Below are 23,367 nucleotides of genomic sequence, written 5' to 3'. Positions count from 1 at the left end.
TCTGGGCATGGCTGACAACCAGGGCCCCCAGGGCAACTACGACCCCGCCGGCAGCACTCAGATGTTCCGTGCCTTCGTCGACGAGGCTCCCCAGGGCGGACGGCAGCAGGCCGCCCCCGCCGCCTCCGCAGGACCCCGCGTGGGCCTGATCATCGGCGTGATCGTCGCCGTCGCGGTCGTGGCCGCGGTGGCCTGGCTGGCGCTGAAGTAAGAGGAACTAACCCCACCGGACGGTGACGTCCCGCGTCTCCACCCGCATGCCCAACGGCACGCGCCACGCGTCGACGCACACCGTCCAGGTCTTCTCCCGTCGCGCGCCGGCATCGATCGGCACCGGGAGTCCCACCGTGGACTCCACGGTCGCCCAGTCGATACCGAGCGCGCCGATGACGTGTGTCCCGAAGGTGACGGCCCCCGAAGTCACCGGCACGCCCCCGGTGTTGCGGAAGTCCAGGGTGACGTCCTCGCACCAGCGCCGGTCGGTGGCCTGCCGGACCGGCTCCGACCAGACCAGGGCCGCGGGTTCAGGGGTCCCCTCCGCGGAGGGGGAAGCCGAGGGGCTACGGCCGTCCCCGGGGCCCTCGGTGGGCCGCGCTGGTGCGTCCGTGGCACCGCCGACGCCGGTAGGCCCATCGGTTCGCGTGGTGCCGGCCGCCGTCGAGCCTGCCGAAGTGCCGCGCGGGGCGGCCGGGTTCGCCGACGCCGGGCTGCTGCCCGGACCGGACGGGGTTCCCTGGAGCGGCACCAGGATCACGTCACCGGTCGGCCTGACGGCCGTATCGGATGACGCTGTGGGGCCGCCCGCCGCGCCCGTGGCGACGTAGCCCTCGCCGTCGCCTCCGCCGCACGACGCCAGCACCGCGCCGAGACAGACGACGGCCGCCGACGCGCCCAGCAGGGCGCACCGACGGCCATGTGTCCAGGTCGTCCGGGGTGAACGAGGCATCGCGCCATGGTGGCTGACGCCCCGTCGAATGGGAACCCTCGCGCAGGGACGGATCAGTCGGAGATGAGGCCCTCGCGCAGCTGGGCCAGCGTGCGGGTGAGCAGCCGGGAGACGTGCATCTGCGAGATGCCGACCTCCTCGCCGATCTGCGACTGGGTCATGTTGGCGAAGAAGCGGAGCATGATGATCTGCCGCTCACGGGGCGGCAGCTTCGCCAGCAGGGGCTTGAGGGACTCGCGGTACTCCACGCCCTCCAGCGCGGTGTCCTCGTAGCCGAGGCGGTCCGCGAGGGAGCCCTCGCCGCCGTCGTCCTCCGGGGCCGGGGAGTCCAGCGAGGAGGCGGTGTAGGCGTTGCCCACCGCGAGGCCGTCGACGACGTCCTCCTCGGACACACCGAGCACCGAGGCGAGTTCGGCGACCGTCGGGGAGCGGTCCAGCTTCTGGGAGAGCTCGTCGCTGGCCTTGGTGAGGGCCAGACGGAGCTCCTGGAGGCGGCGCGGGACGCGGACCGACCACGAGGTGTCGCGGAAGAACCGCTTGATCTCGCCCACGACCGTCGGCATCGCGAACGTGGGGAACTCCACTCCCCGTTCGCAGTCGAAGCGGTCGATCGCCTTGATCAGGCCGATGGTGCCGACCTGGACGATGTCCTCCATCGGCTCGTTGCGCGAGCGGAAGCGGGCCGCCGCGTAGCGCACCAGCGGGAGGTTGAGCTCGATGAGGGTGTCCCGGACGTACGCGCGCTCGGGGCTGTTCTCGTCGAGTGCGGCGAGCCGCAGGAAGAGGGAGCGGGACAGGGTGCGGGTGTCGATGGCCCCGGACGCGGCCGGCAGGGCCGGGGTCGGGGCGGCCTCGACAGCCGGGACGTCGATGAGCGCGGGCGCAGCCTCGCTCTTCGTGAGCGTGAGCACCTTCGAGCTGCCCTGGTCTGCGGACATGCCACCCCCTTTGGGTCGCGGGACGGTACGGCGAACGCTTCGTCGAGGAACGTCAGCCTTCACCTGAATACCGGAGCCGAAGCCCCGGCAAACGCGCTTCCGGCAGAATGTCACATGTCGGCAACACGCTGTAGTGACATGTCGACACGTGAGACGCGAATCCGCCCTGGATAAAGGGGGTCTGACGGTATTTCGGCACAGAAGGTCGGGAACGGCTCCGGTGAGCGATTCGCTCGCGCCGGTTACGCCTCGACAGTGCTTGCGAACTGCGGTGTTACGGGTGTGCGACCGTGCGCCCCTTATGCATCCGCCATGCGCCCACAGCTATGTGTCCGCGGCTGTGTTCCGTCGGCTGTGCGCCCACGCCTCTATGCGTCGGTCCTCTATGCGGCGATCCTCATGCGTCGGTCCTCTATGCGTCGATGCGATTGGCGGACCGCAGCCGTTGAAAGCTACGCGCGAGTAGCCTCGAAACGTGCATCTGCGAGACACCGAGTTCCGCGCTGATTTGCGACTGGGTGAGGTTGCTGTAGTAGCGCAGCAGAAGGATTCTCTGTTCGCGCTCGGGGAGTTGCACCAGCAGATGCCGGACCAGGTCGCGGTGCTCCACGCCGTCCAGCGCCGGATCCTCGTAGCCGAGCCGGTCCAGCAGGCCCGGCAGCCCGTCGCCCTCCTGGGCCGCCTCCAGGGAGGTGGCGTGGTACGACCGGCCCGCCTCGATGCAGGACAGCACCTCGTCCTCGCCGATGCGCAGCCGCTCGGCGATCTCGGCGGTCGTCGGGATGCGTCCGAAGGCGGTGGTCAGGTCCTCGGTGGCGCTGTTGACCTGCACCCACAGCTCGTGCAGCCGGCGCGGGACGTGGACCGTGCGGACGTTGTCGCGGAAGTACCGCTTGATCTCGCCGACGACGGTCGGCATCGCGAAGGTGGGGAACTGCACGCCCCGCTCCGGGTCGAAGCGGTCGATGGCGTTGATCAGCCCGATGGTGCCGACCTGGATCACGTCCTCCATCGGCTCGTTGCGGGAACGGAAGCGGGCGGCCGCGTAGCGCACGAGCGGGAGGTTGGCCTCGATGAGCGCCGCCCGCACCCGGGTGTGCTCCGGCGTGCCCGGCTGGAGCCCCTTCAACTGGTCGAAGAGCACCTGGGTGAGCGCCCGTGTGTCGGCGCCGCGGCTGCGGGGGGCCGCCTCCTGGGGAGGGGCCGCCTCCTGGGGAGGCGCGGTACTGGCCGACACGGTCAACGCCACCTCTTCGTTGGTCAACTCATCCGTCAAAAGCGGTCATAGCATCACAAGACATGTGCACTGTGTGCAAGCACCGCATAACGTTGGGTTACGCCGTGTTGAGAAGCAGGTAAGAGCGAGTTGGGGCCCAGAACGCGGAAAAGCCTCCCGTCGTTCCCGGCGGGAGGCTTCTGAGGGCTCGAGCCGAGCGTGGGCTCGGCGCGGGCTCGGCAGGTGCGGACTCAGTAGGTGCAGGCTCAGTAGGTGTAGTCCGCGACCACCCAGGTCGCGAACTCCTTCCACAGCGCCACGCCCGCCTGGTGCTCCGGGTGCTCGGCGTAGGTCCGCAGCGCCGCCACGTCCTCGAAGCCGGAGTTGATCGCGAAGTCGTAGGCGATGGGGCGGTCGCTGAAGTTCCAGCCCAGCTCCCAGAAGCGGATCTCGGGGATCTTGCCGTCGAGGGCGCGGAACGCCTCCTCGCCCGCGACGACCCGTGGATCGTCGCGCTGGACACCCTCGTTGAGCTTGAACAGGACGAGATGGCGGATCATGGGCGCTCCCTCGGTTCGGTCAGTGCGCCCCGTCGGCCAGCCAGGTGAAGAAGTCGCCTACGGCCTTGGCGGCGTCCGATATGCCCTCGAACCCTATCTCCACGTAGTCGGCGGCCTTGGCCGGGTCCGTGATGATCACGTACAGGACGAAGACCACGACCAGATAGACGGCGATCTTCTTACCGTTCACCGCCATCGCGGCCTCCCCCGCTTCTGCTGTTGCTTATGGGGCGCGAGTGTAACCGGGGTGATCAGTACGCATGAAGGGCCCCGTCTCACGACGGGACCCTTCTGAAGCGGTAGCGGAGGGATTTGAACCCTCGGTGACTTGCGCCACACTCGCTTTCGAGGCGAGCTCCTTCGGCCGCTCGGACACGCTACCGAGGGAGACCTTACAGCAAGGTGGGGCGTGGTTTGAAATCGGTATCCGGCGCCCCGGTGCCGGTCTTGGCGTCGTCCCGTCAGCGGTTCCGGAAGAACTCCGTGAGGAGGCGGGCGCATTCGTCGGCGAGGACTCCCTCGACGACCTCGGGGCGGTGGTTGAGGCGCCGGTCGCGGACGACGTCCCAGAGGGAGCCGGCCGCGCCCGCCTTCTCGTCCCGGGCGCCGTAGACCACCCGGTCCACCCGGGACTGCACGATCGCGCCCGCGCACATCGTGCAGGGCTCCAGCGTGACGACGAGCGTGCAGCCGGTCAGCCGCCACTCGCCGAGCTCCGCCGCCGCCCGCCTGATCGCGAGGATCTCCGCGTGGGCGGTCGGATCACCGCCCGCCTCGCGTTCGTTGTGGCCGGCGGCGAGCACCGTCGTACCGTCCGGGGACAGTACGACGGCACCCACCGGCACGTCCGTGCCCGCCTTGCCGGCCTCGTCCAGGGCGAGCCGCATCGCGGCCCGCCAGCGGTCGCGCACCGGGTCCGGCGCGGTGGCTCCGGTCAGCGGACGGTCTCCAGGACCTCCGAGGCTCCCAGGGCCTCGGCGATCTCGTTGACCGCGTCCTCCGACAGGGACTTCAGCTCCTTCTCGCTGACGCCCAGGTCGTCGAGGACCGTGGAGTCACCGACCGGACCGTGCGGCACGGCCTCGGCGGAGCCGCCGCCGCTCGTGGTGTCGTCGTCCTCGTCCTCGTCGTCCTCACCGTCCTCGGTGCCGTCGAGGTCGAGGGCGTCCAGGTCGGGGTCGTCGTCGCCGGGCTCCCTTCCGAGCAGTTCGTCGGTGAGCAGGATCTCGCCGTACGAGCTGCGGGCGGCGGCTGCCGCGTCCGAGACGTAGATACGGGGGTCTTCCTCACCGTCGATACGGACGACGCCGAACCAGGCGTCCTCCTGCTCGATGAGGACGAGCACCGTGTCGTCCTCGGCCGAGGCTTCCCGGGCGAGGTCGGCCAGATCCGACAGGGTCTCCACATCGTCCAGCTCTGTGTCGCTCGCTTCCCACCCGTCTTCGGTGCGCGCGAGCAGTGCGGCGAAGTACACCGTGACTCTCCCACTGGTCATAGGCGTGCCGGTTGGGGGTCCCCCCGGCGGAGGTTACGGGCGGGGAGAGCTCGGGCTCCGAGCCCCACCCACTCGGAATCGTGGCAGAAACAAGGCGTTCAGGGGACGTCTTCGGCACCCTGTGTCCGGTGGTTTTGATCGCACGCGCCTCGGCACGTCGATGTCGGACTCACCGGCGCACTCGTCGCCGCCACGAGCGGGATCGTACGCGGCTTTTCCAAACGCCTTCGCACGGGCACCTGTTCAGCGCACCGGAGGGCGTCGGTGGCGGGGTTTCGGAGCCCGCGTCGGCGTCCCTGGGCGCGTGCGGATTCTTACCAGCGGAAAGTCCGCATGCGCATCGCGTGCCGCAGTCGGGCGACCTTCGCGCGGCGTGGCTGGACCCGGTCGCGCAGTTCGCGGGCCTCGGCGAGGTCGCGCAGGAACTGGGCACGGCGGCGGCGGCGCTCGGCGTCGGTCTCGTGGGGGTTGCGGGGGGCGCGGAGGATCTGGGTGCCGGGGAGGTCTCGGGCGCCGGAGGTCCCTTGGGGGCCAGGTGGCTCTTGAGGGCCGCGGATGTTCTGGGCGCCGCGGATGTCCTGGGCGTCGTGTGAGGGCGCGTCCCGGGGCTTCCCGGAGGCTCCCGCGTCCCGGGGGCCATCGGGGTTGCCCGCGTTTCGCGTCCGTCGCGGTTTCTGCCGTGACGGTTTCTGCCGTGACGGTTTCTGGCGTGACGGCTTCCGTCCGGATTCGCGCTCCGGCAGGTCAGGCATAGGCTCACCACCCTGTTGTCCGTCCCTCCCACCTTCCCTCGGACGGGGGGTTTGACGCCAGCGCGAGTGCGGCGGTGGTGCCGGTTACTGTTGTGGACATGCGCCTCCACGTCGTCGACCACCCCCTGGTCGCCCACAAGCTCACCACCCTGCGCGACCAGCGCACCGACTCCGCGACCTTCCGCCGTCTCGCCGACGAGCTGGTCACCCTGCTCGCCTACGAGGCCACGCGTGACGTGCGCACCGAGGCGGTCGACATCAAGACGCCGGTCGCCTCGACGACCGGTGTGAAGCTGTCGTATCCGCGACCGCTGGTGGTGCCGATCCTGCGGGCCGGCCTCGGCATGCTGGACGGCATGGTCCGGCTGCTGCCGACCGCGGAGGTCGGTTTCCTCGGCATGATCCGCAACGAGGAGACGCTCCAGGCCACGACGTACGCTGCGCGGATGCCGGAGGACCTCTCGGGGCGGCAGGTCTACGTCCTCGACCCGATGCTGGCCACGGGCGGCACGCTGGTCGCGGCGATTCGCGAGCTGATCAAGCGTGGTGCGGACGATGTGACCGCGGTGGTGCTGTTGGCTGCGCCGGAGGGCGTGGAGATCATGGAACGCGAGCTGGCGGGGACGCCGGTGACGGTCGTGACGGCGGCGGTCGACGACCATCTGAACGAGCAGGGGTACATCGTGCCGGGGCTGGGGGATGCGGGGGACCGGTTGTACGGGGCTGCGGAGTAGCGGGTCTTTGTCTGCGGGTTCGGTGGGGGCGGGCGTTTTGCGCAGTTCCCCGCGCCCCTGAAATGCCTGCGGCGGCCCGCCCGGCTTCGGTGGGGGCGGGCGCGCCCGGCTGACGGTCCCGTCATGGCCTAGGTGTACTGCAACTCCCTAGGGGCGCGGGGAACTGCGCGACCAGCCGCGACGCACCCGCACCCGACGAACAACCGAACCGCACCCGACGAACAACCGAACCGCACCCGACGAACAACCGAACCGCACCCGACGAACAACCGAACCCGGCGCCCCCGTAGGCGACCTCAGCAGCTCTTCTTTGAAGAAGTGGCCGTCGGCTGCGGATGAGTCAACGCAGTCAGCGCCTTGTCCGCCGCCGCCTTGCTGTTCAGGTTCTTGAACGCCGAGCCGATGATCAGGTCGACCTCCGCCCCCTTACGCGTATCCGTCCGCGTCTCCGCCGCAGCGACCTGCGTGCCGAGCACCGGCAAGGACGTCTTCAGCGCGGACGCCGGACCGAGCAGCAGCCCCGTGCCCTTGACCTTCTTGTCGTAGGCGGCCGTCGCATTGCCCACGTCGCCGATCTTGAAGCCCCGCTTCTTCAGCTCGTCGGCCGTCTTCTTGGCCAGGCCACCCCGCTTGGTGGCGTTGAAGACGTTGACGGTGATCTGGCCCGGCTTGGGCAGCGTCGCCGTGGGTGCCGAGGGCGAGGGGCTGACCTTGCTCGCGCAGTCGGCCTTCGGGCCCGCCGCGGACGCCTGGTCCCCGCCTCCCGTGAACACGTCGATGAGCTGGAGCGTGCCCCAGCCCACCAGGCTCAGCGCTGCGACGGAGGCCACCACGCCGAACACGAGCCTGCCGCGCCGCCGGGGCCGACGCATCCGGGGGTACTTGTCTCCCGTGATCCGGTACTTACCGCCCATGCCGGGGGGCGTCAGCATGCTCATGGGCGCAGCGTAGTGCGCTCGGGCGGCGATTCCTACTAGATGATCATTGACCGCGGCGCAGGAGAACCCGAAAGGGCCAAACCTTTACAGCGCGGTCACTCAGTCCAGCTCGAGCACACGCGCGTGCAGCACCTGTCGCTGCTGGAGCGCCGCCCGCACCGCACGGTGGAGGCCGTCCTCGAGGTAGAGGTCGCCCTGCCACTTCACGACGTGCGCGAACAGGTCGCCGTAGAACGTCGAGTCCTCGGCGAGCAGGGTCTCCAGGTCGAGCTGGCCCTTGGTCGTCACGAGCTGATCGAGGCGGACCGGGCGCGGTGCGACGTCCGCCCACTGCCGGGTGCTTTCCCGGCCGTGGTCGGGGTACGGCCGGCCGTTTCCGATGCGCTTGAAGATCACACGGAAAGCCTACCGGTCAAGACCTTCCGGGCGCAGCCATGGCGGGCGAGTGCGACGCTTGAAAAAATGCCCAAAAACTGGGCAAAGCGGGAACAGGGGTCTGGTATGAGCGAGCGAAGGACCGCGTCCGGGGGCCTCACGGGGGGCCCGACGGGAACTGCCGACCGTTCCATGCCGGAGGCAAGAGCCGCTTCCGCCGCCCTTCCGCAGCCGGCCCTGGAGATCGCCTCCGGCTATGCGTTCGGCGGGCCCGCCCTCGATCTCGGGGCGCTGCTGTGGGACGGCGCCTGCCTGCCGGACGCGCAGGTCAGGATCCCGCTGCCGATGCTCAACCGGCACGGCCTCGTCGCCGGTGCCACCGGCACCGGCAAGACCAAGACGCTCCAGCTCGTCGCCGAGCAGCTCTCCGCACAGGGTGTGCCGGTCTTCCTCGCCGACATCAAGGGGGACGTGTCGGGCATTTCGGCGCCCGGTGCGCGGAACGAGAAGGTGCAGGCCAGGGCGGCTGAGGTGCATCAGGAGTGGGTCGCCACCGGGTTTCCCGCCGAGTTCTACGCCCTCGGCGGCATCGGGCACGGCATCCCCGTACGGGCCACCGTCACCAGCTTCGGGCCGGTCCTGCTGGCCAAGGTGCTCCAGCTCAACCAGACCCAGGAGCAGTCCCTCGGCCTGATCTTCCACTACGCCGACCAGAAGGGGCTCGACCTCCTCGACCTGAAGGACCTCAGGGCCGTCGTCGCCTTCCTGACCTCCGACGAGGGCAAGGCCGAGCTGAAGAACATCGGCGGCCTGTCCACCGCCACGGCCGGGGTCATCCTGCGGTCCCTCACCGCCTTCGAGGCGCAGGGCATGGCCGACTTCTTCGGGGAGCCCGAGTTCGACACCGCCGAGCTGCTGCGGACGGCGAGCGACGGGCGGGGCATGGTGTCCGTCCTGGAGCTGGCCGCCGTACAGGACCGGCCGCAGCTGTTCTCGACCTTCCTGATGTGGCTGCTCGCCGATCTCTTCCACGACCTGCCGGAGGTCGGGGACGCCGACAAGCCCAAGCTCGTCTTCTTCTTCGACGAGGCGCATCTTCTCTTCAACGGGGCCTCGAAGGCGTTCCTCGACTCCATCACGCAGACCGTCCGGCTGATTCGCTCGAAAGGGGTCGGCGTCTTCTTCGTCACGCAGACCCCGAAGGACGTACCGGCCGACGTCCTCGGGCAGCTCGGCAACCGGGTGCAGCACGCGCTGCGGGCCTTCACCCCCGACGACCAGAAGGCGCTCAAGGCGACCGTGAGGACCTTCCCCGACTCGGCGTACGACCTGGAGGAACTCCTCACCGGGCTGGGGACCGGCGAGGCCGTCGTCACGGTCCTCAGCGAGAAGGGCGCCCCCACCCCCGTCGCGGCGACCCGGCTGCGCGCCCCGGAGTCCCTGATGGGCCCGGTCGAACCCGGCACCCTCGACTCCGCGGTCAGGTCCTCGCCGCTGTACAGCCGTTACGCACAGGCTGTGGACAGGGAGTCGGCTTACGAGAAGCTGGGTTCGCGGGGTGCCAAGGGCCCGGACGAGATGGCCGACGAGGTGAAGGCACCGGCCAGGAGGCCGAAGGACGCGCCGGCCAGGAAGCCCAAGGACGACCCCTCCGTCGTCGAACAGGTCGTCGGCAGCGGGGTGTTCAAGTCCCTCGCGCGGTCGCTGGGCACGCAGATCGGGCGGGAGATCACCCGCTCGCTCTTCGGCACGGCCCGGCGGAGGCGGTAGCCGATCGGCCCCGCCTCCGCCGGTCCTCGGTGGATCAGCCGCGCTTCGGTTCCTTCACCGGCGGCTTACGGTCCTGGTGCTGCGCCTTCGGCGCACTGCGGGCGGCTTCCGCGCGCAACAGGGCGCGCAGGACCGCGTACGGGTCGGTGGGCATGACGGTGTTCCTTGCGTGAGTGCTGAACCGGCTCGGGGAAGCGGGCTCGGTCAGCAGCGCAGGACCACGGAACGCAGGGCGGGCAGCGCGTACGGCGGCCTCGGGGGCGCCGGGAGCCGGCGGCCCTCGGAGACGGCGGATGCCGTTCCCGGGCGCGGGGCCGGTCGCAGGGGTACGGCGGCTGCCGTGCGGTGGGCGGTGCGGGCCGGTGGCCGCAGGGCCGTGTCCAGGACGTCGTACTCGGCGGTCTCACCGGCCACGACATGGGCCGCGTGCGTCTGCGCGGGGGCGCCCGGAACGAGCAGCACTAGGAGCAGCACGAGCGCACGCAGCAGGCCGAGCCGGTGCTGAGGGCGTCGTACGGTGCTCACCCAAGTCGTCTCCCCCTCCGACGCGCCCGGTTCATCACTTCGGCGACGGGGTTCACCCGTTCGCAGCAACGGGGAGGCAGGCGGTTGGGGCGGGGCGTGCTGGGGCTGAGGGTGATGACCTGCTCCGGCTCCGGCTCCGGCTTCGGCTCCGGCTTCGGCTTCGGCTTCGGCTTCGGACCCTGCTCCGGCTCCGGCTCCGGCTCCGGCTTCGGCTCCGGCTTCGGCTCCGGCTTCGGCTTCGGCTCCGGGGCCGGAGCCGTCCGCCCGGCTAGGCCTTCTTCGCCGCCTTCGCCGCCGCCTTCATCTCCTGCTTGTGCGCCCGGACCTTCGTCAGCGACTCGGGGCCCGTGATGTCGGCGACGGACCGGAAGGACTTCGGTTCGCCGTACGCGCCGGCCGCCTCCCGCCACCCCTCGGGCTGCACGCCGAGCTGCTTGCCCAGCAGGGCCAGGAAGATCTGTGCCTTCTGCTTCCCGAACCCCGGCAGCTCCTGAAGGCGGCGCAGCAGTTCGCGCCCGTCCTCGACGCCCTTCCAGACCAGTTCGGCCTCACCGTCGTAGTGCTCGACGAGGTACTGGCACAGCTGCTGGATCCGCTTCGCCATCGAGCCGGGGTAGCGGTGCACGGCCGGCTTCTCGGAGAGCAGCGCGGCGAAGGCCTCCGGGTCCTGTGCGGCGATCTCGTGCGCGTCGAGGTCGTTCGCCCCGAGCCGGTCCGCGATGGTGCGGGGCCCCTTGAACGCCCACTCCATCGGAACCTGCTGGTCCAGCAGCATCCCGACCAGCGCGGCGAGCGGGGAACGGCCGAGGAGCTCGTCGGCCTCGGCGTCCTGGGCGAGGTGAAGGGTGACGTCCATGCCCCCGATCATGCCCCCGCCCGGGTCATCCCTCCATGCGAGGGCCGGTGCGAACCTCCATGTGAGAGGCGGTGCGACCGGACGACAGCCGTCCCCGTGTCAGGGCCTCCAGTACCCCAGCGCCTCCACCCGCTCCTTCGACACGCCCAGTTCCTTGCGGACGTACGACGACAGGGCCCTGGTCGTCGCCGTGTCGCAGGCGATCCAGACGTACGCGTCCGGGTGGGTCCGGAGCAGGCCGGGCAGGTCCGCGCGGGCCTGGGAGACCAGGTGGGCGCCGGAGTCGAGGCGCGGCACCCGGCGGACCTCGTGGCGGGCGGGGTCGGTGCGGAAGGGGAGGCCCTCGTCGCCGCCCTCGAACCAGACCGTCGCGGGGGAGGAGTCCAGCGCGCCGAGGAGGGAGTTGAGGGCGGGCAGCGAGGCCGGGTCGCCGAAGGCGAATACGTGGGAGGGCTCGGGGTCGGGACGGTCGAACCCGGTGCCGTGGACCGTGGCCTCGATGGTGTCGCCGGGCTTCGCCGTGCGGGCCCAGTCGCTGGCCACGCCCTCGTGCAGGGCGAACTCCAGTGTGAACGTGCCGGCCTCGGGGTCCGGGTCGACCAGGGTGAAGGCGCGCTGGTGCGGCTTGCCCGCGGCGGAGAACCACAGCCGCACCCACATCGTCGGGTGGACGCCGGTGGCGGCGAGCATCCCGCCGTCGGTGAGGTGCACCCGCCGGTACGCCTCGGTGACGTCCTCCGCGCCGGTCACGGTGAACTCGAAGTCCTTCGCGCGCAGCAGCCGCAGGACCGCCCCCTCCCAGCCGTGCCCCTGCCCCATGGTCTTCTCACCCTTCGCGTACGATCCCCACATCGGAAAACTTAGGTAAGCCTAACTTAAAGAGAGCCGGGTGTGAGGGTGAGCATCGAGATCTTCCGCGACGCCTGGGGGATCCCCCACCTCCGCGCGGACAGCGCGCGGGAACTCGCCCGCGCCCAGGGCCGGGTCACCGCCCGCGACCGCGCCTGGCAGCTGGAGGTCGAACGGCACCGCGCCCGGGGCACCTCGGCCGCCTTCCTCGGCGCCGGGGCCCTGTCCTGGGACACCCTCGCGCGACGGGCCCGCCTGGACGACACGGCGAGACGCTGCTTCGCCGCGCTGGAGAGACGGGACCCGGAGACCGCCGACTGGGTGCGGGCGTACGTCGACGGCGTCAACGAGGAACTGCCGACCACTGAGGCCCCGGAGTTCGCGCGGGCCGGCCTCGCCCCCGGGCGCTGGGAGCCCTGGACCCCGCTCGGCGTCTGGCTCGGCACACACATCCTGTTCGCGGGATTCCCGGCCAAGCTCTGGCGGGACGAGGCGATCCGGCACCTGGGCCCGGGCGCGGTCGGCCTCTTCGCCACCGACGGCCCCGGTACCGCCGGCAGCAACGGCTGGCTGGTCGCCGGCGCCCGTACCGGCACCGGCCACGCGATCCTCGCGGGCGACCCGCACCGCTACATCGAGGATCCCGGCGTCTACCAGCAGATCCGGCTGTCCTGCCCCGAGTTCGACGTCCTCGGCCTCGCCGTGCCCGGCGTCCCCGGCATCGCCCACTTCGGCCACGCCGGCACGGTCGCCTGGTCCATCACCAACGCGATGGCCGACTACCAGGACCTCTACCGCGAACGCCTGCGCCGCACGGGCGCGGGCATCGAGGCCCTCGGCCCGGACGGCGACTGGCACCGGGCCTCCCGGCACACCGAGACCGTGGAGGTGGCGGGCGAGGCACCGGTGGAGATCGAGGTGATCGAGACCGACCGGGGCCCGGTGATCGCGGGCGGCCCGGAGGGGTTGGACGGGGGAGTGGTGGAGGGGGTACCGGTCCTCTCGGATCCGACTGTCGTCCTGGATCCGCCGGTCGTCTCAGACCTGCCGGTGGCCTCGGATCCGTCGGTCGTCTCCGACCCGTCGGTTCTCCCGGGCCAGCCAACCCTCCCGGACCCTCTGGCCCTCCCGGACCCGCCCGTCGCCCTGTCCCTCCGCCACCCACCCCGAGTCACCGAGGACCTCGGCTTCAGCGCCCTCCTCCCCCTTCTCCGTGCCCGCCGCACCGCCGACGTGGACCGGGCCTTCGACCACTGGGTCGAGCCGGTGAACGTGGTGCAGGCCGCCGACACCGAGGGCGGGCTGCTGCACCGGGTCGCCGGCCGGGTCCCGGTGCGCGCGGCCGCCAACCGCCTGCGGCCCGTGCCCGCCTGGGAGCCCGGCCACGAATGGCAGGGCTGGCACGAGACCCCCCGTGCCGGTCTCGCCGACGGCATCGCGGTGATGGCCAACCAGCGCGGCCCCGCCGCCCCCCTCGGCGTCGAGTTCGCCCCACCGCACCGCGCACACCGCATCACGGCCCTGCTGGCGGAGAAGGCCCGCTGGTCCCCCGCCGACATGCCGGCTATCCACACGGACACCCATCTCGCCTCGGCGCAGCCCCTGTTGGACCGCATGGAGCGGCTGGGAGGGCTGAGCCCCGAGGCCGTGACCTTGAGGGAAACGATCCTCCGGTGGGACCGTCGCATGGCCGCGGACAGCCGTGAGGCCGCCCTCTACGCCGCCGTCCGCAGCGCGGTCGTACGACGACTGGCGGCCCATCCCGCTTTTGCCGCCCTGACCGCCCCGCCCGCCTACCCCGACGTCCTCCTCCCCTGGCTCGGCCTCCTCCCCCGGATCGCCTTCGCCCTCGAACACCTCCTGCGTGCCGAGGAGTTGTACGGCGTCGACCGGGACGGCGTCGTGCGCGGGGCCCTGGAGGAGGTGGCCGCCGAGCCGCCGCGGGGCACCTGGGGCGACACCCACCGCCTCGCCCCCTGGCGGGCACTGCCGGAGCCGGACCCGGACGCCGCCGCCCTCTCCGGGGACCACGACTGCGTCCTGTGCACCTCGGCGGTCCCCGGACTCACCGACCTCGCCGCGCGCGGCCCGGCTGCCCGTTACGTCTGGGACCTGGCCCGCCGCGAGGACAGCCTCTGGGTGGTTCCGCTGGGCGCCTCCGGAGTCCCCGGCTCACCCCATCACCGCGACCAACTCCCCTTGTGGCTCAGGGGAGATCTCGTCCCGGTCGTCACCGACTGGCAGCACCTGACGAAGGAAGACTGAGGAAACCGATGTCCGACACCCCGGCCCCCGCCCCGACCCGCGCGGCGGTCCCCGCCCCCGCCCGCGAAGCGGTCCACACCCAGACGGTCCCCGGCTTCGGCACCGTCCGCGTCCTGCGTCTCGACCCGCACGCCGACGCCCCCACCGTGCACGCCTGGGTGCGCGAGGAACGGGCCGCGTTCTGGGGCATGAACGGCCTCACCGAGGACCAGGTGGCCGAGATCTACTCCCACTTGGACACCCTCGACACCCACCACGCCTACCTCCTGGAGAAGGACGGCGAACCGGCCGGGCTCCTCCAGACCTACGAGCCGGAGGCCGACCGGGTCGGCGACTGCTACGCGGTCCGTCCCGGAGACATCGGCGTCCACCTGCTGCTCGCGCCCGCGGCCGCCGGGGCCCCCACCTCGGGGTGGTCGTCGGCGCTGCTGAGCGCTGTGGCCTCGTACGTGCTGCTCGGCCTCGACCGGCGCCGGGTCGTCGTCGATCCGGACGTGCGCAACGAGAAGGCCGTCGCCCGGTTCGTGAGGCAGGGATTCGTGGCGGGCGAGGTGGTCGTCCTCCCGGAGATCGACCTCCCCGACGTCCACCTGCCCGAGAAGCACGCCCAACTGGCCTTCCTGACAAGGGAGGTAGCCTTCCCGGGTGACGCCTGACGACCTCGTCGCCCACTACGGCCTGGAACCGATCCCCCGCGAGGGCGGTCTGTTCCGGCAGACCTGGGCGGGACCGGAGCGCGCCGACGGACGACCGCACGGCACCGCGATCGTCGCGCTCCTGACCGCGGACGACTACTCCGCCCTGCACCGCCTGCCCAGCGACGAGATCTGGCACCACTACCTCGGCGACCCCCTGGACCTCCTGCTCCTCGCCCCGGACGGCACCGCGACGACCCCCGTCCTGGGCCCCGACATACGGGCCGGCCAGCGCCCCCAGCTGACCGTGCCCGCGGGCACCTGGATGGGCGCCAGGACCCGCGGCGCGTGGACCTTCTTCGGCTGCACCATGGCCCCCGGCTTCACCTACCAGGACTACGAGCACGGTGACGCGGCCGAGCTGACGGCGCGTTATCCCGCCGAGGCGGCCAGGATCGCGGAACTGTGCCGTCCATGAGACTCCTGGAGGGCCAGGTCGCCCTGGTCACGGGCGCGAGCGGCGGCATCGGACGGGGCGTCGCGCTGCGCTTGGCCGAGCAGGGCGCCGCGGTCGCGCTCCATTGCCGTACGGCGGTGTCGGCGGCCCGTGAAGTGGCGTCCAGGATCGAGGACATGGGCGCCCGGGCCGTCGTACTGGAGGCGGAGCTGCGGGACGAGGCGGAGTGCCGACGGCTGGTGCGGGCAGCGGCGGAGTGGGCGGCCGCGGGGTGGGGCGGGTCCCTGACCGCCCTGGTCAACAACGCGGGTGTGCAGCCGACGCGGCCGCTGCCCGGTATGACGGCGGCGCAGTGGCGGGAGGTCGTGGACACCAACCTCACCGGCGTCTTCGCGTGCACGCAGGCCGCAGCGGAGGTCATGGGGCCGGGCGGATCGGTGACCCACATCGCGTCGATCGAGGCGAGCCGGCCCGCCCCGGAGCACGCCCACTACGCCGCCTCCAAGGCCGCGGTCGTGATGCACGCACGGTCCGCGGCCCTCGAGTACGGCCCGCAGGGCATCCGCGTCAACACCGTCTCGCCAGGCCTGATCGACCGGGAAGGACTGGCAAGGACCTGGCCGGAGGGCGTGGAGCGCTGGACGCGACGAGCGCCCCTGGGCCGGCTCGGACGCCCCGAGGACGTGGCCGACGCGTGCGTGTTCCTGGCCTCCCCGCTCGCGTCCTGGATCACCGGGCACGACCTGGTGGTGGACGGCGGGGTGTCAGCGGGGGCGGCATGGTGACGGCGGATTGCCGGTGGGGCAGGCGCAGTGACGGCAGGGGCCTGTGGTGACGGCGGGGACGGTGTGGTGACGGCAGGGGGTTGTGGGGGACGGTGTGGTGACGGCGGGGGGTTGTGGGGAACGGTGTGGTGACGGCGGGGGGCTGTGGTGAGCCGCACGGCGCCGCCGGTGAGCACTGTGCCGTCCGCGTCCGTACCTATCGGGAAGACCGTGAGCCCAGGTACGGAGTAGTGACGTGAGGTGTGAGCGTACGCGCAGCAGCACAGGCCGGCGAAGGCGAGGACTTCAGGGGCTGGTGCTGCTGGGCACCGCGCTGGTCCTGCTCCTCCTCGGCGGCGGAACGGCGTCGGCACACGCGGCCCTGCGCGCCACCGACCCCGAGGACGGAACCGTCCTCAAGTCCGCCCCCCGCTCCCTCACCCTGACCTTCACCGAGTCCGTGGGTCTGCTCGACGACTCCTTCCGGGTCCTGACCCCCAAGGGCGAACGCCTGAAGACCGGCGAAGCGGCACACGGGGCGGGTGGCTCGGACACGGCGAGCGTCACCCTGCCGGCCAAGCTCGCCCAGGGCACCTACACGGTGGCCTGGCGGGTGGTCTCGGCCGACAGCCACCCGGTCTCCGGCGCCTTCACCTTCTCGGTCGGCAAGCCCTCCCCGGCCACCGTCGTCGTGGACACCGGCCCGACGGAGAACCCGGCCACCGAGAGCCTCTTCAACATGGGCCGCTACCTGGCCTACCTCGCCGCGGCCCTGCTCATCGGCACCGCGGTCTTCCTCGCCGCCTGCCGTCCCCCGGAGCCGGCCCGCCTGGGCAGGCTGCTGTGGGCGGGCTGGGGCACCCTGCTCGGCTCGACCCTGTTCCTGCTGGTGCTGCGCGCGCCCTACGAGGCGGGGACGGGCCCGGCGTCCGCGTTCTCCCTGAAGGCCTTCGAACGCACGCTCAGCACCCGCCCCGGCGAGGCCCTCCTGGTGCGCGTGGCACTGCTGCTGGTCGCGTACTTCTTCGTCGTACGACTGCTGCGGCTCGGCGAGTCGAGACTGTCGCGTCCGTGGCAGGCGGCCGGGGGCGTGCTCGCCGTGGGCCTCGCGCTGACCTGGGCCGCTGCGGAGCACGCGTCGGCCGGGATCCAGGTGCCGGTGGCGATGACCTCCGCCGTGCTGCATGTGCTGTCCATGGCGGTCTGGCTGGGCGGCCTCGCCGCCCTGCTCTCGCTCCTGCACCGGGCTTCCTCCCAGCTCCCGCCCGCCGTGGTCGCCCGCTTCTCCCGGCTGGCCTTCGGCTGCGTGACCGTCCTCGTCGTCACGGGCGTCTACCAGTCCTGGCGCGGCCTGGGCTCCTGGAAAGAGATCACCGGCACGACGTACGGCCATCTCCTGGTCCTCAAACTGATCGCGGTGGCACTGCTGCTGACGGCGGCGCGGCTGTCGCGGCGGTGGACCGGACGACTGACGGCCACGGGCACGGAGGCGAAGCCGGTCGTCCAGGAGAAGGCGCGCGAGCGGGTGGGAGCGGTGGCGGCGGTTTCGTCGGCGTCGGTGGGTGCTGGTGGGGCATCGGCGGCGTCCGTCGGTACGGCTGGAGCATCTGCCGTCGCGGACCCTGAGGGCGAAGCGCCCGCCGCCGCGGACGCGGAAGCCGAAGCCCCGGCGGTCGCGGAGCCGGCGGTGGCTGCCCCCGGCCGTGATGCACGTGGTGCACGTGATGGTAGTGATGGTCGTGACGGTAGTGATGGTCGTGACGCGCGGGCCGACGCGGCCTACCGGCACGGTCTGCGCCGCTCCGTCCTCGCCGAAGTGACCGTCGGTGTCGTGGTGCTGGTGCTGAGCACCGTGCTGAGCGGCACGCTGCCAGGCCGGGCGCAGGCCGAGGCGGCCGAGGCGGGTCCGGCCACGGGCGGACTGCCCACCGCATCCGTGACCAACATCCCGTTCACCGTGGCCGGCGCCTCGGGCAAGGTGCAGATCACCCTCGACCCGGGCCGCACCGGCCAGAACTCCGTGCAGGCCCTCGTCTACGCGGTCGACGGCGGCCTCGCCACGGTCCCCGAACTACGGTTGTCCTTCACGCTGCCGGCCAAGCAGATCGGTCCGATCGACGCCGGGCTCAAGAACAAGGGCGGCTACTGGGGCACGAACGACCTCACCCTGCCGCTGGCCGGCGACTGGCAGATGAAGGCCACGGTCCGGGTGTCCGACATCGACCAGATCAGTGTGACGAAGACGGTGCGGATCGCGGGCTGAGCAGGTCGTCCATGGTCTCGGCGGCGTGTACGGCGGCTGCCGCGCAGCAGTTGTTGAACAGGACGTGCACCTGGTCGACCCGTTCGGCCAGGGCGCGCACCCGCGGTACCCACTCGGCGAGTTCGGCGCGCGAGTAGTCGTAGCGGAAACGCTCCTCCTTGCTACCGCGGCCCCAGGAGGAGCTGCGCCCGTGGAAGCGGACGACGGCCAGCCGGTCGGAGGTGACGGGGGTGACCGGCGGCAGGGAGGCGGGCAGTCCCTGGCGCATGTCGACGGCGACGGCGGCGAAGCCGTACTTGGTCAGCAGCGCACAGGTGAGGTCCTCCTGCTCCTCCTGCCACCAGGACGGATGCCGGAACTCGACCTGGACGGGCCACCCGGCCGTCCGTTCGGCGGTCTCCTCCAGGAGCCGCTCGGCCCGCGCCCCCGGCCGGAACCACGGCGGGAACTGGAACAGCACCCCGCCGAGCCGCCCGGCCTCCCGCAACGGCTCGATCCCGGTGGCGAACCGCGCCCACACCTCGCCCGGAGGGACGTCGGCGAGTGCGGCCTGCCGGGCCGGGTGCCCGGTGAGCACGGCGTACGCCTTCACGTCGAACACGAACTCCGGGGGCGTCCGCTCCACCCAGAGCCGGCTGTTGCGCTCACTGGGCAGGGCGTAGAAGGTGCCGTCCACCTCGACGACGGGAAACCGCCCGGCGTAGAACCGCAACCGCTTCTCCGCGTCCCGCCACCCCGGCGGGTACCAGCCACTGCGGACGAGCGCGGGGTCGGTCCAGGAGCACGTGCCGACAAGGATGTTGGTCATGGACGTCGGGTACCGACTTAGGGTGCGGCCATGACTTCCCAGGCGTATCTCTCCCAACTGTTCTCGCTGGAAGGCCGCGTGGCCCTGGTGACGGGCGGAAGCTCGGGCATCGGCAGGGCGATCGCGGGAGCGTTGGCGCGGGCGGGAGCGAGCGTGGTGATCGTGGCGCGCAGAGAACCCGAACTGGCAGCGGTGGTGGACGAACTGGGCGCGGCGGGCTGCCGATCGGCATGGGTGAGCGGTGACTTGAGCACGAGGGACGGGATCCGTACGGCGGCGGAGGCGGCCGCGGCCGTGTTCGGCGAGCCGGACATCCTGGTCAACTCGGCGGGGGTGAACCTGCGTCCACCGATGAACGAGCTCACGGACGAGGTCTGGGACACGACGATGGCCGTCAACCTGGAGGCCCCTTACCTCCTGGGCCAACGCTTCGGCCCCGGCATGGCGGAGCGAGGCTTCGGCCGCATCATCCACATCACCTCCCAGCAGGCCCATCGCGCCTTCGTCCAGAGCGGCGCGTACGGCGTCTCCAAGGGCGCCCTGGAATCCCTGTCCCGCTCCCAGGCCGAGGCATGGTCCCCCCACGGAGTCACCTGCAACACCCTGGTCCCCGGCTTCGTCCTCACTCCCCTGAACGCCCGCCTGGCAGACGACCCGAACCAGGTGGCCCACCTGGCCACCCGCACCATGACAGGCCGCAACGGCCTCCCGGAGGACTTCGCGGGCGCGGCGGTGTTCCTGGCGAGCGGGGCGGCGGGGTATGTGACGGGGCAGTCGATCTTTGTGGACGGGGGGTTGTCGGTGCACTGAGGCGGGGGCGGTGACGACCGCCGAAACTCGCTGGACTGCGTCTGCCGTGATCGGGCTCTGGGCACCTGGGTGTACCTCGCCTACGAGGTGGTCGACGGACACATGGTGAAACAGGACACCCTTGCGACCGAGTCCTGGGCGGAGCCGCTCGCCACGAAAGACAGCACACCGGGTTGATACTCCGGGGAATCCGACAGATCAGACTGAGACGGAAACGCCGAAGGGCCCCGCTGCGAACAGCGGGGCCCTTCGACATCGTGCCCGGTGAGGCACTGGCGGAGGATACGAGATTCGAACTCGTGAGGGGTTGCCCCCAACACGCTTTCCAAGCGTGCGCCCTAGGCCTCTAGGCGAATCCTCCGCGGCAAACAATACAAGACGTTGAGGAGTGCTCGCGAACTCGTTCCCACCCCCCGCCATCGGGTACTGTTTGGGCAGCCCCTCACGCGGCGCTATCTGACTGAACTCCCCCAGGGCCGGAAGGCAGCAAGGGTAGGTTGGCTCTGGCGGGTGCGTGGGGGGCGTCTGCGTTTCCAGGCCGGGCCCATGGGCGGGCCGAGCAGAGCGGGTCCTGGCGGAGAGCTCGCGAGGGGCTCGTTGTCAGTGGGCGCCTATAACCTCGTATGCGTGTCGTCTCTCGCGCTGTACCGCCGTTATCGCCCGGAGTCGTTCGCCGAGGTCATCGGGCAGGAGCATGTCACTGACCCGTTGCAGCAGGCGCTGCGGAACAACCGGGTCAATCACGCGTACCTGTTCAGCGGTCCGCGCGGGTGCGGCAAGACGACCAGCGCACGCATCCTGGCCCGCTGCCTGAACTGCGAGCAGGGCCCCACGCCGACCCCGTGCGGCGAGTGCCAGTCCTGTCAGGACCTGGCCAGGAACGGGCCGGGTTCCATCGACGTCATCGAGATCGACGCCGCGTCCCACGGTGGCGTGGACGACGCACGTGAGCTGCGGGAGAAGGCCTTCTTCGGGCCGGCGAGCAGTCGTTACAAGATCTACATCATCGACGAGGCCCACATGGTCACGTCGGCCGGCTTCAACGCGCTGCTCAAGGTCGTCGAGGAGCCCCCGGAGCACCTCAAGTTCATCTTCGCCACCACCGAGCCCGAGAAGGTCATCGGGACGATCCGCTCGCGGACCCACCACTACCCCTTCCGGCTCGTGCCGCCCGGCACCCTGCGCGAGTACCTCGGTGAGGTGTGCGGCAAGGAGAACATTCCAGTCGAGGACGGGGTGCTGCCGCTCGTCGTGCGAGCCGGGCAGGGATCCGTGCGTGACTCCATGTCCGTCATGGACCAGCTCCTCGCCGGTGCGCGTGAGGAGGGTGTGACATATGCCATGGCCACCTCCCTCCTCGGCTACACCGACGGCTCCCTCCTCGACTCCGTCGTCGAAGCCTTCGCCACCGGGGACGGCGCCGCCGCCTTCGAGGTCGTCGACCGTGTCATCGAGGGCGGCAACGACCCGCGCCGTTTCGTCGCCGACCTGCTGGAGCGGCTGCGGGACCTAGTCATCCTTGCCGCCGTTCCCGACGCCGCCGAGAAGGGGCTCATCGACGCCCCCGCCGACGTCATCGAGCGGATGCAGGCCCAGGCAGGCATCTTCGGCGCCGCCGAGCTCAGCCGCGCCGCCGACCTCGTCAACGAGGGTCTGACCGAGATGCGCGGTGCCACCTCGCCCCGCCTCCAGCTCGAACTCATCTGTGCGCGCGTGCTGCTCCCCGCCGCCTACGGCGACGAACGCTCCGTGATGGCCCGCCTCGACCGCATCGAGCGCGGCGTGAACTTCTCCACCGGCGCCGGCACCCCCGCGATGGGCATGGGAGCGGGAGTGGGAGCAGGAGTGGGGATGGGGTACGTGCCGGGGCCCGAGGCACATGGGGGAGTGGCTCCCGGCGGCCACGGTGCCCATGGCCCCGCCGGTGCTCCGACGGCTCCGGTCCCGCCCGGCGGCGGCCCGGCTGCGGCCCGCGCGGCGGTGCGAGCCGCAGGGACGGCTTCGGGGGCCCCCGGAGGGCCCGGAGGGTTCCGTGCTGGAGCTGGCACCACCGGTGGACACCCCGGCGCTACGGCCGACTCGGTGCCGCCCGCCGTTCCGTCCACGGCCACCGGCTCGCCCTCGGGGGCGCCCACCGCCCTGGCGCAGAGCTCTCCCGCGGATCAAGGCCCCGCCCCCCAATCGCCGCAAGCCCCGCAAAACCCGCAGTCCAACCAGCCCAGCCCGCCCACTCCGAGTGAGCCCCAGCAGCAGCCGCCCGCCTCCACCTCGCCCCCGGCCCCCGGCGCCTGGCCCGCCGCCGCCCCCGCCGGTGGCGGCCGGCGTCCCGGAGGCTGGCCCACCGCCGCTCAGGCCGGCGGCGGTCAGGCCCCGGCGCCCGCCGCGCAGCGCCCCTCGGCCACCCCTGCGGCACCGGCTCAGCCCGCCCCCGCGGCTCCCGCCTCCAGCGCCTACGCGCCCCCGGCCGGAGGACTCGACCCCCGCCAGCTCTGGCCCAACATCCTCGAAGCGGTCAAGAACCGCCGCCGCTTCACCTGGATCCTGCTCAGCCAGAACGCCCAGGTCACCGGTTTCGACGGCACCACCCTCCAGCTCGGCTTCGTCAACGCTGGCGCCCGCGACAACTTCGCGAGCAGCGGCAGCGAAGAGGTGCTGCGCCAGGCCCTCACCGAGCAGTTCGGCGTCCAGTGGAAGGTCGAGGCGCTGGTCGACCCGTCGGGCGGCGGAGCCTCGGGCCCGGCATCCGGCGGCTTCAGCAGCCCCGGCGGTTACGGCGGAGGCGCAACCCCGGGCAACAGCGGCACCCCCAGCGCCCCCGGCGGCTACGGCACGGGCGGTTACAACTCCGGCGCCGGCCAGGGCCCCAGCAGCCCGGGAGGCTACGCCGCCCCCGCCCCCCAGGCCTCGCCGTCCCCCACGCCCACGGCCCAGCCCACCCCGCCCCCAGCTCCCACCCCGGCCCCCGCGCCCCGTCCCGCCGCCCCGGAACCCCCGCCTGTCTCCATCGAGGACGACATCCCGGAGGACGACGACCCCGACCTCAACGAGTCGGCCCTCTCCGGCTACGAACTGATCGTGCGTGAACTCGGAGCGACGGTCGTCGAGGAATTCACCAACGAGTAGGTCCAGGGGCCGGGGGGGGGGAGCGCCAGTAGCCGCCCCCGCTCGGTGGAGGGCGTGGAGTCGCACAGACCTCGGCCGACCTTGGCAGCCCCCGACCAACCTCGGCGGACCCCAGCGCACCTCGGCGGACCCCAGCGCACCTCGGCGGACCCCAGCGCACCTCGGCAGACCTCAACCGACATTGGCACCCCCGGCCGACCCCCGCGCGCCTCGGCAGACCCCGACCGACTTGGCAGACCCCGGCCGACGCCAGACCCCAGTCCCCGGCCGACGCCAGACCCCAGTCCC

24 protein-coding genes, 2 tRNA genes and 1 other RNA gene are annotated in these 23,367 nt (G+C 71.7%); 11 read left to right on the top strand and 16 right to left on the bottom strand.

All coding sequences use genetic code 11. From position 1 onward, the window contains the following. The first annotated feature begins 7 nt into the window (after positions 1-7). On the top strand, positions 8-211 hold the full coding sequence (locus IF54_RS0116755; RefSeq protein WP_020134020.1) for a hypothetical protein: 204 nt from the start codon (positions 8-10) through the stop codon (positions 209-211). A 6-nt stretch (positions 212-217) separates the two neighbouring features. On the opposite strand, the gene IF54_RS39620 is transcribed toward IF54_RS0116755, so the two are convergent. The 9 genes from IF54_RS39620 to IF54_RS43910 form a co-directional block, all read right to left on the bottom strand. Then, a complete protein-coding gene (locus IF54_RS39620) occupies positions 218-946 on the bottom strand; it encodes a hypothetical protein (RefSeq protein WP_030319266.1) in 729 nt (242 codons plus the stop codon). 53 nt (positions 947-999) lie between these two features. After that, positions 1,000-1,884, bottom strand: a complete 885-nt coding sequence (locus IF54_RS0116745; protein WP_020134018.1) for an RNA polymerase sigma factor SigF — start codon at positions 1,882-1,884, stop codon at positions 1,000-1,002. A 412-nt stretch (positions 1,885-2,296) separates the two neighbouring features. Then, on the bottom strand, positions 2,297-3,160 hold the full coding sequence (locus IF54_RS0116740) for an RNA polymerase sigma factor SigF (protein ID WP_030319265.1): 864 nt from the start codon (positions 3,158-3,160) through the stop codon (positions 2,297-2,299). A gap of 206 nt (positions 3,161-3,366) precedes the next feature. Continuing rightward, positions 3,367-3,660, bottom strand: a complete 294-nt coding sequence (locus tag IF54_RS0116735) for a Dabb family protein (protein WP_030319264.1) — start codon at positions 3,658-3,660, stop codon at positions 3,367-3,369. A gap of 19 nt (positions 3,661-3,679) precedes the next feature. Beyond that, on the bottom strand, positions 3,680-3,856 hold the full coding sequence (locus tag IF54_RS43015; RefSeq protein ID WP_030319263.1) for a hypothetical protein: 177 nt from the start codon (positions 3,854-3,856) through the stop codon (positions 3,680-3,682). 101 nt (positions 3,857-3,957) lie between these two features. Next, a tRNA-Ser gene (locus tag IF54_RS0116725) sits at positions 3,958-4,042 on the bottom strand. A gap of 79 nt (positions 4,043-4,121) precedes the next feature. Next, on the bottom strand, positions 4,122-4,547 hold the full coding sequence (gene tadA / locus IF54_RS0116720) for a tRNA adenosine(34) deaminase TadA (protein ID WP_030319261.1): 426 nt from the start codon (positions 4,545-4,547) through the stop codon (positions 4,122-4,124). 47 nt (positions 4,548-4,594) lie between these two features. Continuing rightward, the gene (locus IF54_RS0116715) at positions 4,595-5,134 is read right to left on the bottom strand and encodes a hypothetical protein (protein WP_030319256.1); all 540 of its coding nucleotides are present in this window, start codon (positions 5,132-5,134) and stop codon (positions 4,595-4,597) included. Between the two features lie 335 nt (positions 5,135-5,469). Next, positions 5,470-5,730, bottom strand: a complete 261-nt coding sequence (locus IF54_RS43910) for a hypothetical protein (protein WP_420790366.1) — start codon at positions 5,728-5,730, stop codon at positions 5,470-5,472. 275 nt (positions 5,731-6,005) lie between these two features. Between IF54_RS43910 and upp the strand changes: the two genes are divergently transcribed. Beyond that, the gene (gene upp, locus IF54_RS0116705) at positions 6,006-6,641 is read left to right on the top strand and encodes a uracil phosphoribosyltransferase (RefSeq protein WP_030319252.1); all 636 of its coding nucleotides are present in this window, start codon (positions 6,006-6,008) and stop codon (positions 6,639-6,641) included. Between the two features lie 296 nt (positions 6,642-6,937). Here the strand turns inward: upp and IF54_RS0116700 are convergent, their stop codons facing one another. After that, positions 6,938-7,579: a LytR C-terminal domain-containing protein gene (locus IF54_RS0116700; RefSeq protein ID WP_234438992.1), complete on the bottom strand. Its 642-nt coding sequence runs from the start codon at positions 7,577-7,579 to the stop codon at positions 6,938-6,940. 99 nt (positions 7,580-7,678) lie between these two features. Then, positions 7,679-7,975: a type II toxin-antitoxin system VapB family antitoxin gene (locus IF54_RS0116695; protein ID WP_003999914.1), complete on the bottom strand. Its 297-nt coding sequence runs from the start codon at positions 7,973-7,975 to the stop codon at positions 7,679-7,681. A gap of 171 nt (positions 7,976-8,146) precedes the next feature. On the opposite strand from IF54_RS0116695, the gene IF54_RS0116690 reads away from it, so the two are divergent. After that, positions 8,147-9,724, top strand: a complete 1,578-nt coding sequence (locus IF54_RS0116690) for a helicase HerA-like domain-containing protein (protein WP_030319247.1) — start codon at positions 8,147-8,149, stop codon at positions 9,722-9,724. 204 nt (positions 9,725-9,928) lie between these two features. Here IF54_RS0116690 and IF54_RS0116680 read toward each other — a convergent pair whose 3' ends face one another. The 3 genes from IF54_RS0116680 to IF54_RS0116670 all read right to left on the bottom strand — a co-directional run bounded on the left by IF54_RS0116680 (position 9,929) and on the right by IF54_RS0116670 (position 11,924). Continuing rightward, positions 9,929-10,249, bottom strand: a complete 321-nt coding sequence (locus IF54_RS0116680) for a hypothetical protein (protein ID WP_030319246.1) — start codon at positions 10,247-10,249, stop codon at positions 9,929-9,931. Between the two features lie 268 nt (positions 10,250-10,517). Beyond that, complete coding sequence (locus tag IF54_RS0116675) at positions 10,518-11,105, bottom strand: HhH-GPD-type base excision DNA repair protein (protein WP_030319245.1); 588 nt, start codon at positions 11,103-11,105, stop codon at positions 10,518-10,520. 99 nt (positions 11,106-11,204) lie between these two features. After that, complete coding sequence (locus IF54_RS0116670) at positions 11,205-11,924, bottom strand: siderophore-interacting protein (protein WP_030319240.1); 720 nt, start codon at positions 11,922-11,924, stop codon at positions 11,205-11,207. 78 nt (positions 11,925-12,002) lie between these two features. Here IF54_RS0116670 and IF54_RS0116665 point away from each other — a divergent pair, with 78 nt between their 5' ends. From IF54_RS0116665 to IF54_RS0116645, 5 genes are all read left to right on the top strand, one after another. Then, positions 12,003-14,219, top strand: coding sequence for a penicillin acylase family protein (locus tag IF54_RS0116665; RefSeq protein WP_030319238.1), 2,217 nt, complete (start codon positions 12,003-12,005; stop codon positions 14,217-14,219). An 8-nt stretch (positions 14,220-14,227) separates the two neighbouring features. Beyond that, positions 14,228-14,875: a GNAT family N-acetyltransferase gene (locus tag IF54_RS0116660; RefSeq protein ID WP_030319237.1), complete on the top strand. Its 648-nt coding sequence runs from the start codon at positions 14,228-14,230 to the stop codon at positions 14,873-14,875. Further along, a complete protein-coding gene (locus IF54_RS0116655; protein WP_030319236.1) occupies positions 14,865-15,332 on the top strand; it encodes a cupin domain-containing protein in 468 nt (155 codons plus the stop codon). Before IF54_RS0116660 ends, IF54_RS0116655 begins: the two co-directional genes overlap by 11 nt. After that, the gene (locus IF54_RS0116650; protein WP_030319235.1) at positions 15,329-16,096 is read left to right on the top strand and encodes an SDR family NAD(P)-dependent oxidoreductase; all 768 of its coding nucleotides are present in this window, start codon (positions 15,329-15,331) and stop codon (positions 16,094-16,096) included. The genes IF54_RS0116655 and IF54_RS0116650 overlap by 4 nt, the downstream gene beginning before the upstream one ends. 295 nt (positions 16,097-16,391) lie before the next feature. Then, positions 16,392-18,338, top strand: a complete 1,947-nt coding sequence (locus IF54_RS0116645; protein WP_030319233.1) for a copper resistance CopC/CopD family protein — start codon at positions 16,392-16,394, stop codon at positions 18,336-18,338. Here the strand turns inward: IF54_RS0116645 and IF54_RS0116640 are convergent. Continuing rightward, on the bottom strand, positions 18,304-19,146 hold the full coding sequence (locus tag IF54_RS0116640; RefSeq protein WP_030319231.1) for a DUF72 domain-containing protein: 843 nt from the start codon (positions 19,144-19,146) through the stop codon (positions 18,304-18,306). The genes IF54_RS0116645 and IF54_RS0116640 overlap by 35 nt on opposite strands. A gap of 30 nt (positions 19,147-19,176) precedes the next feature. Between IF54_RS0116640 and IF54_RS0116635 the strand changes: the two genes are divergently transcribed. Then, complete coding sequence (locus IF54_RS0116635; RefSeq protein ID WP_030319229.1) at positions 19,177-19,956, top strand: SDR family NAD(P)-dependent oxidoreductase; 780 nt, start codon at positions 19,177-19,179, stop codon at positions 19,954-19,956. Between the two features lie 273 nt (positions 19,957-20,229). On the opposite strand, the gene IF54_RS0116625 is transcribed toward IF54_RS0116635, so the two are convergent. Continuing rightward, positions 20,230-20,317: transfer RNA gene (locus IF54_RS0116625), tRNA-Ser, on the bottom strand. A gap of 72 nt (positions 20,318-20,389) precedes the next feature. Here IF54_RS0116625 and ffs point away from each other — a divergent pair. Both ffs and IF54_RS0116620 read left to right on the top strand, forming a co-directional pair. Continuing rightward, positions 20,390-20,486: signal recognition particle sRNA small type (gene ffs / locus IF54_RS40760), an RNA gene on the top strand. Between the two features lie 97 nt (positions 20,487-20,583). After that, positions 20,584-23,079 (top strand): DNA polymerase III subunit gamma and tau, encoded by a 2,496-nt coding sequence (locus tag IF54_RS0116620; protein WP_030319226.1) that lies wholly within the window; start codon positions 20,584-20,586, stop codon positions 23,077-23,079. Positions 23,080-23,367 lie beyond the last annotated feature (288 nt).

The organism is Streptomyces sp. NRRL B-3229, from assembly GCF_000719505.1.
Taxonomy (GTDB): Bacteria; Actinomycetota; Actinomycetes; order Streptomycetales; family Streptomycetaceae; genus Streptomyces; species Streptomyces griseorubiginosus.
Note: the sequence above shows the minus strand (reverse complement) of the source record. Positions and strands in the feature narration are given on the sequence as shown.

What these genes read in the sequence shown, in the direction of transcription:
- IF54_RS0116755 (WP_020134020.1), top strand. Translation starts at nt 8, where the DNA reads ATGGCTGACAACCAGGGCCCCCAGGGCAACTACGACCCCGCCGGCAGC.
- IF54_RS39620 (WP_030319266.1), bottom strand. Translation starts at nt 946, where the DNA reads ATGCCTCGTTCACCCCGGACGACCTGGACACATGGCCGTCGGTGCGCC.
- IF54_RS0116745 (WP_020134018.1), bottom strand. Translation starts at nt 1,884, where the DNA reads ATGTCCGCAGACCAGGGCAGCTCGAAGGTGCTCACGCTCACGAAGAGC.
- IF54_RS0116735 (WP_030319264.1), bottom strand. Translation starts at nt 3,660, where the DNA reads ATGATCCGCCATCTCGTCCTGTTCAAGCTCAACGAGGGTGTCCAGCGC.
- IF54_RS43015 (WP_030319263.1), bottom strand. Translation starts at nt 3,856, where the DNA reads ATGGCGGTGAACGGTAAGAAGATCGCCGTCTATCTGGTCGTGGTCTTC.
- tadA (WP_030319261.1), bottom strand. Translation starts at nt 4,547, where the DNA reads ATGCGGCTCGCCCTGGACGAGGCCGGCAAGGCGGGCACGGACGTGCCG.
- upp (WP_030319252.1), top strand. Translation starts at nt 6,006, where the DNA reads ATGCGCCTCCACGTCGTCGACCACCCCCTGGTCGCCCACAAGCTCACC.
- IF54_RS0116700 (WP_234438992.1), bottom strand. Translation starts at nt 7,579, where the DNA reads ATGAGCATGCTGACGCCCCCCGGCATGGGCGGTAAGTACCGGATCACG.
- IF54_RS0116690 (WP_030319247.1), top strand. Translation starts at nt 8,147, where the DNA reads ATGCCGGAGGCAAGAGCCGCTTCCGCCGCCCTTCCGCAGCCGGCCCTG.
- IF54_RS0116675 (WP_030319245.1), bottom strand. Translation starts at nt 11,105, where the DNA reads ATGGACGTCACCCTTCACCTCGCCCAGGACGCCGAGGCCGACGAGCTC.
- IF54_RS0116670 (WP_030319240.1), bottom strand. Translation starts at nt 11,924, where the DNA reads ATGGGGCAGGGGCACGGCTGGGAGGGGGCGGTCCTGCGGCTGCTGCGC.
- IF54_RS0116660 (WP_030319237.1), top strand. Translation starts at nt 14,228, where the DNA reads ATGTCCGACACCCCGGCCCCCGCCCCGACCCGCGCGGCGGTCCCCGCC.
- IF54_RS0116650 (WP_030319235.1), top strand. Translation starts at nt 15,329, where the DNA reads ATGAGACTCCTGGAGGGCCAGGTCGCCCTGGTCACGGGCGCGAGCGGC.
- IF54_RS0116640 (WP_030319231.1), bottom strand. Translation starts at nt 19,146, where the DNA reads ATGACCAACATCCTTGTCGGCACGTGCTCCTGGACCGACCCCGCGCTC.
- IF54_RS0116635 (WP_030319229.1), top strand. Translation starts at nt 19,177, where the DNA reads ATGACTTCCCAGGCGTATCTCTCCCAACTGTTCTCGCTGGAAGGCCGC.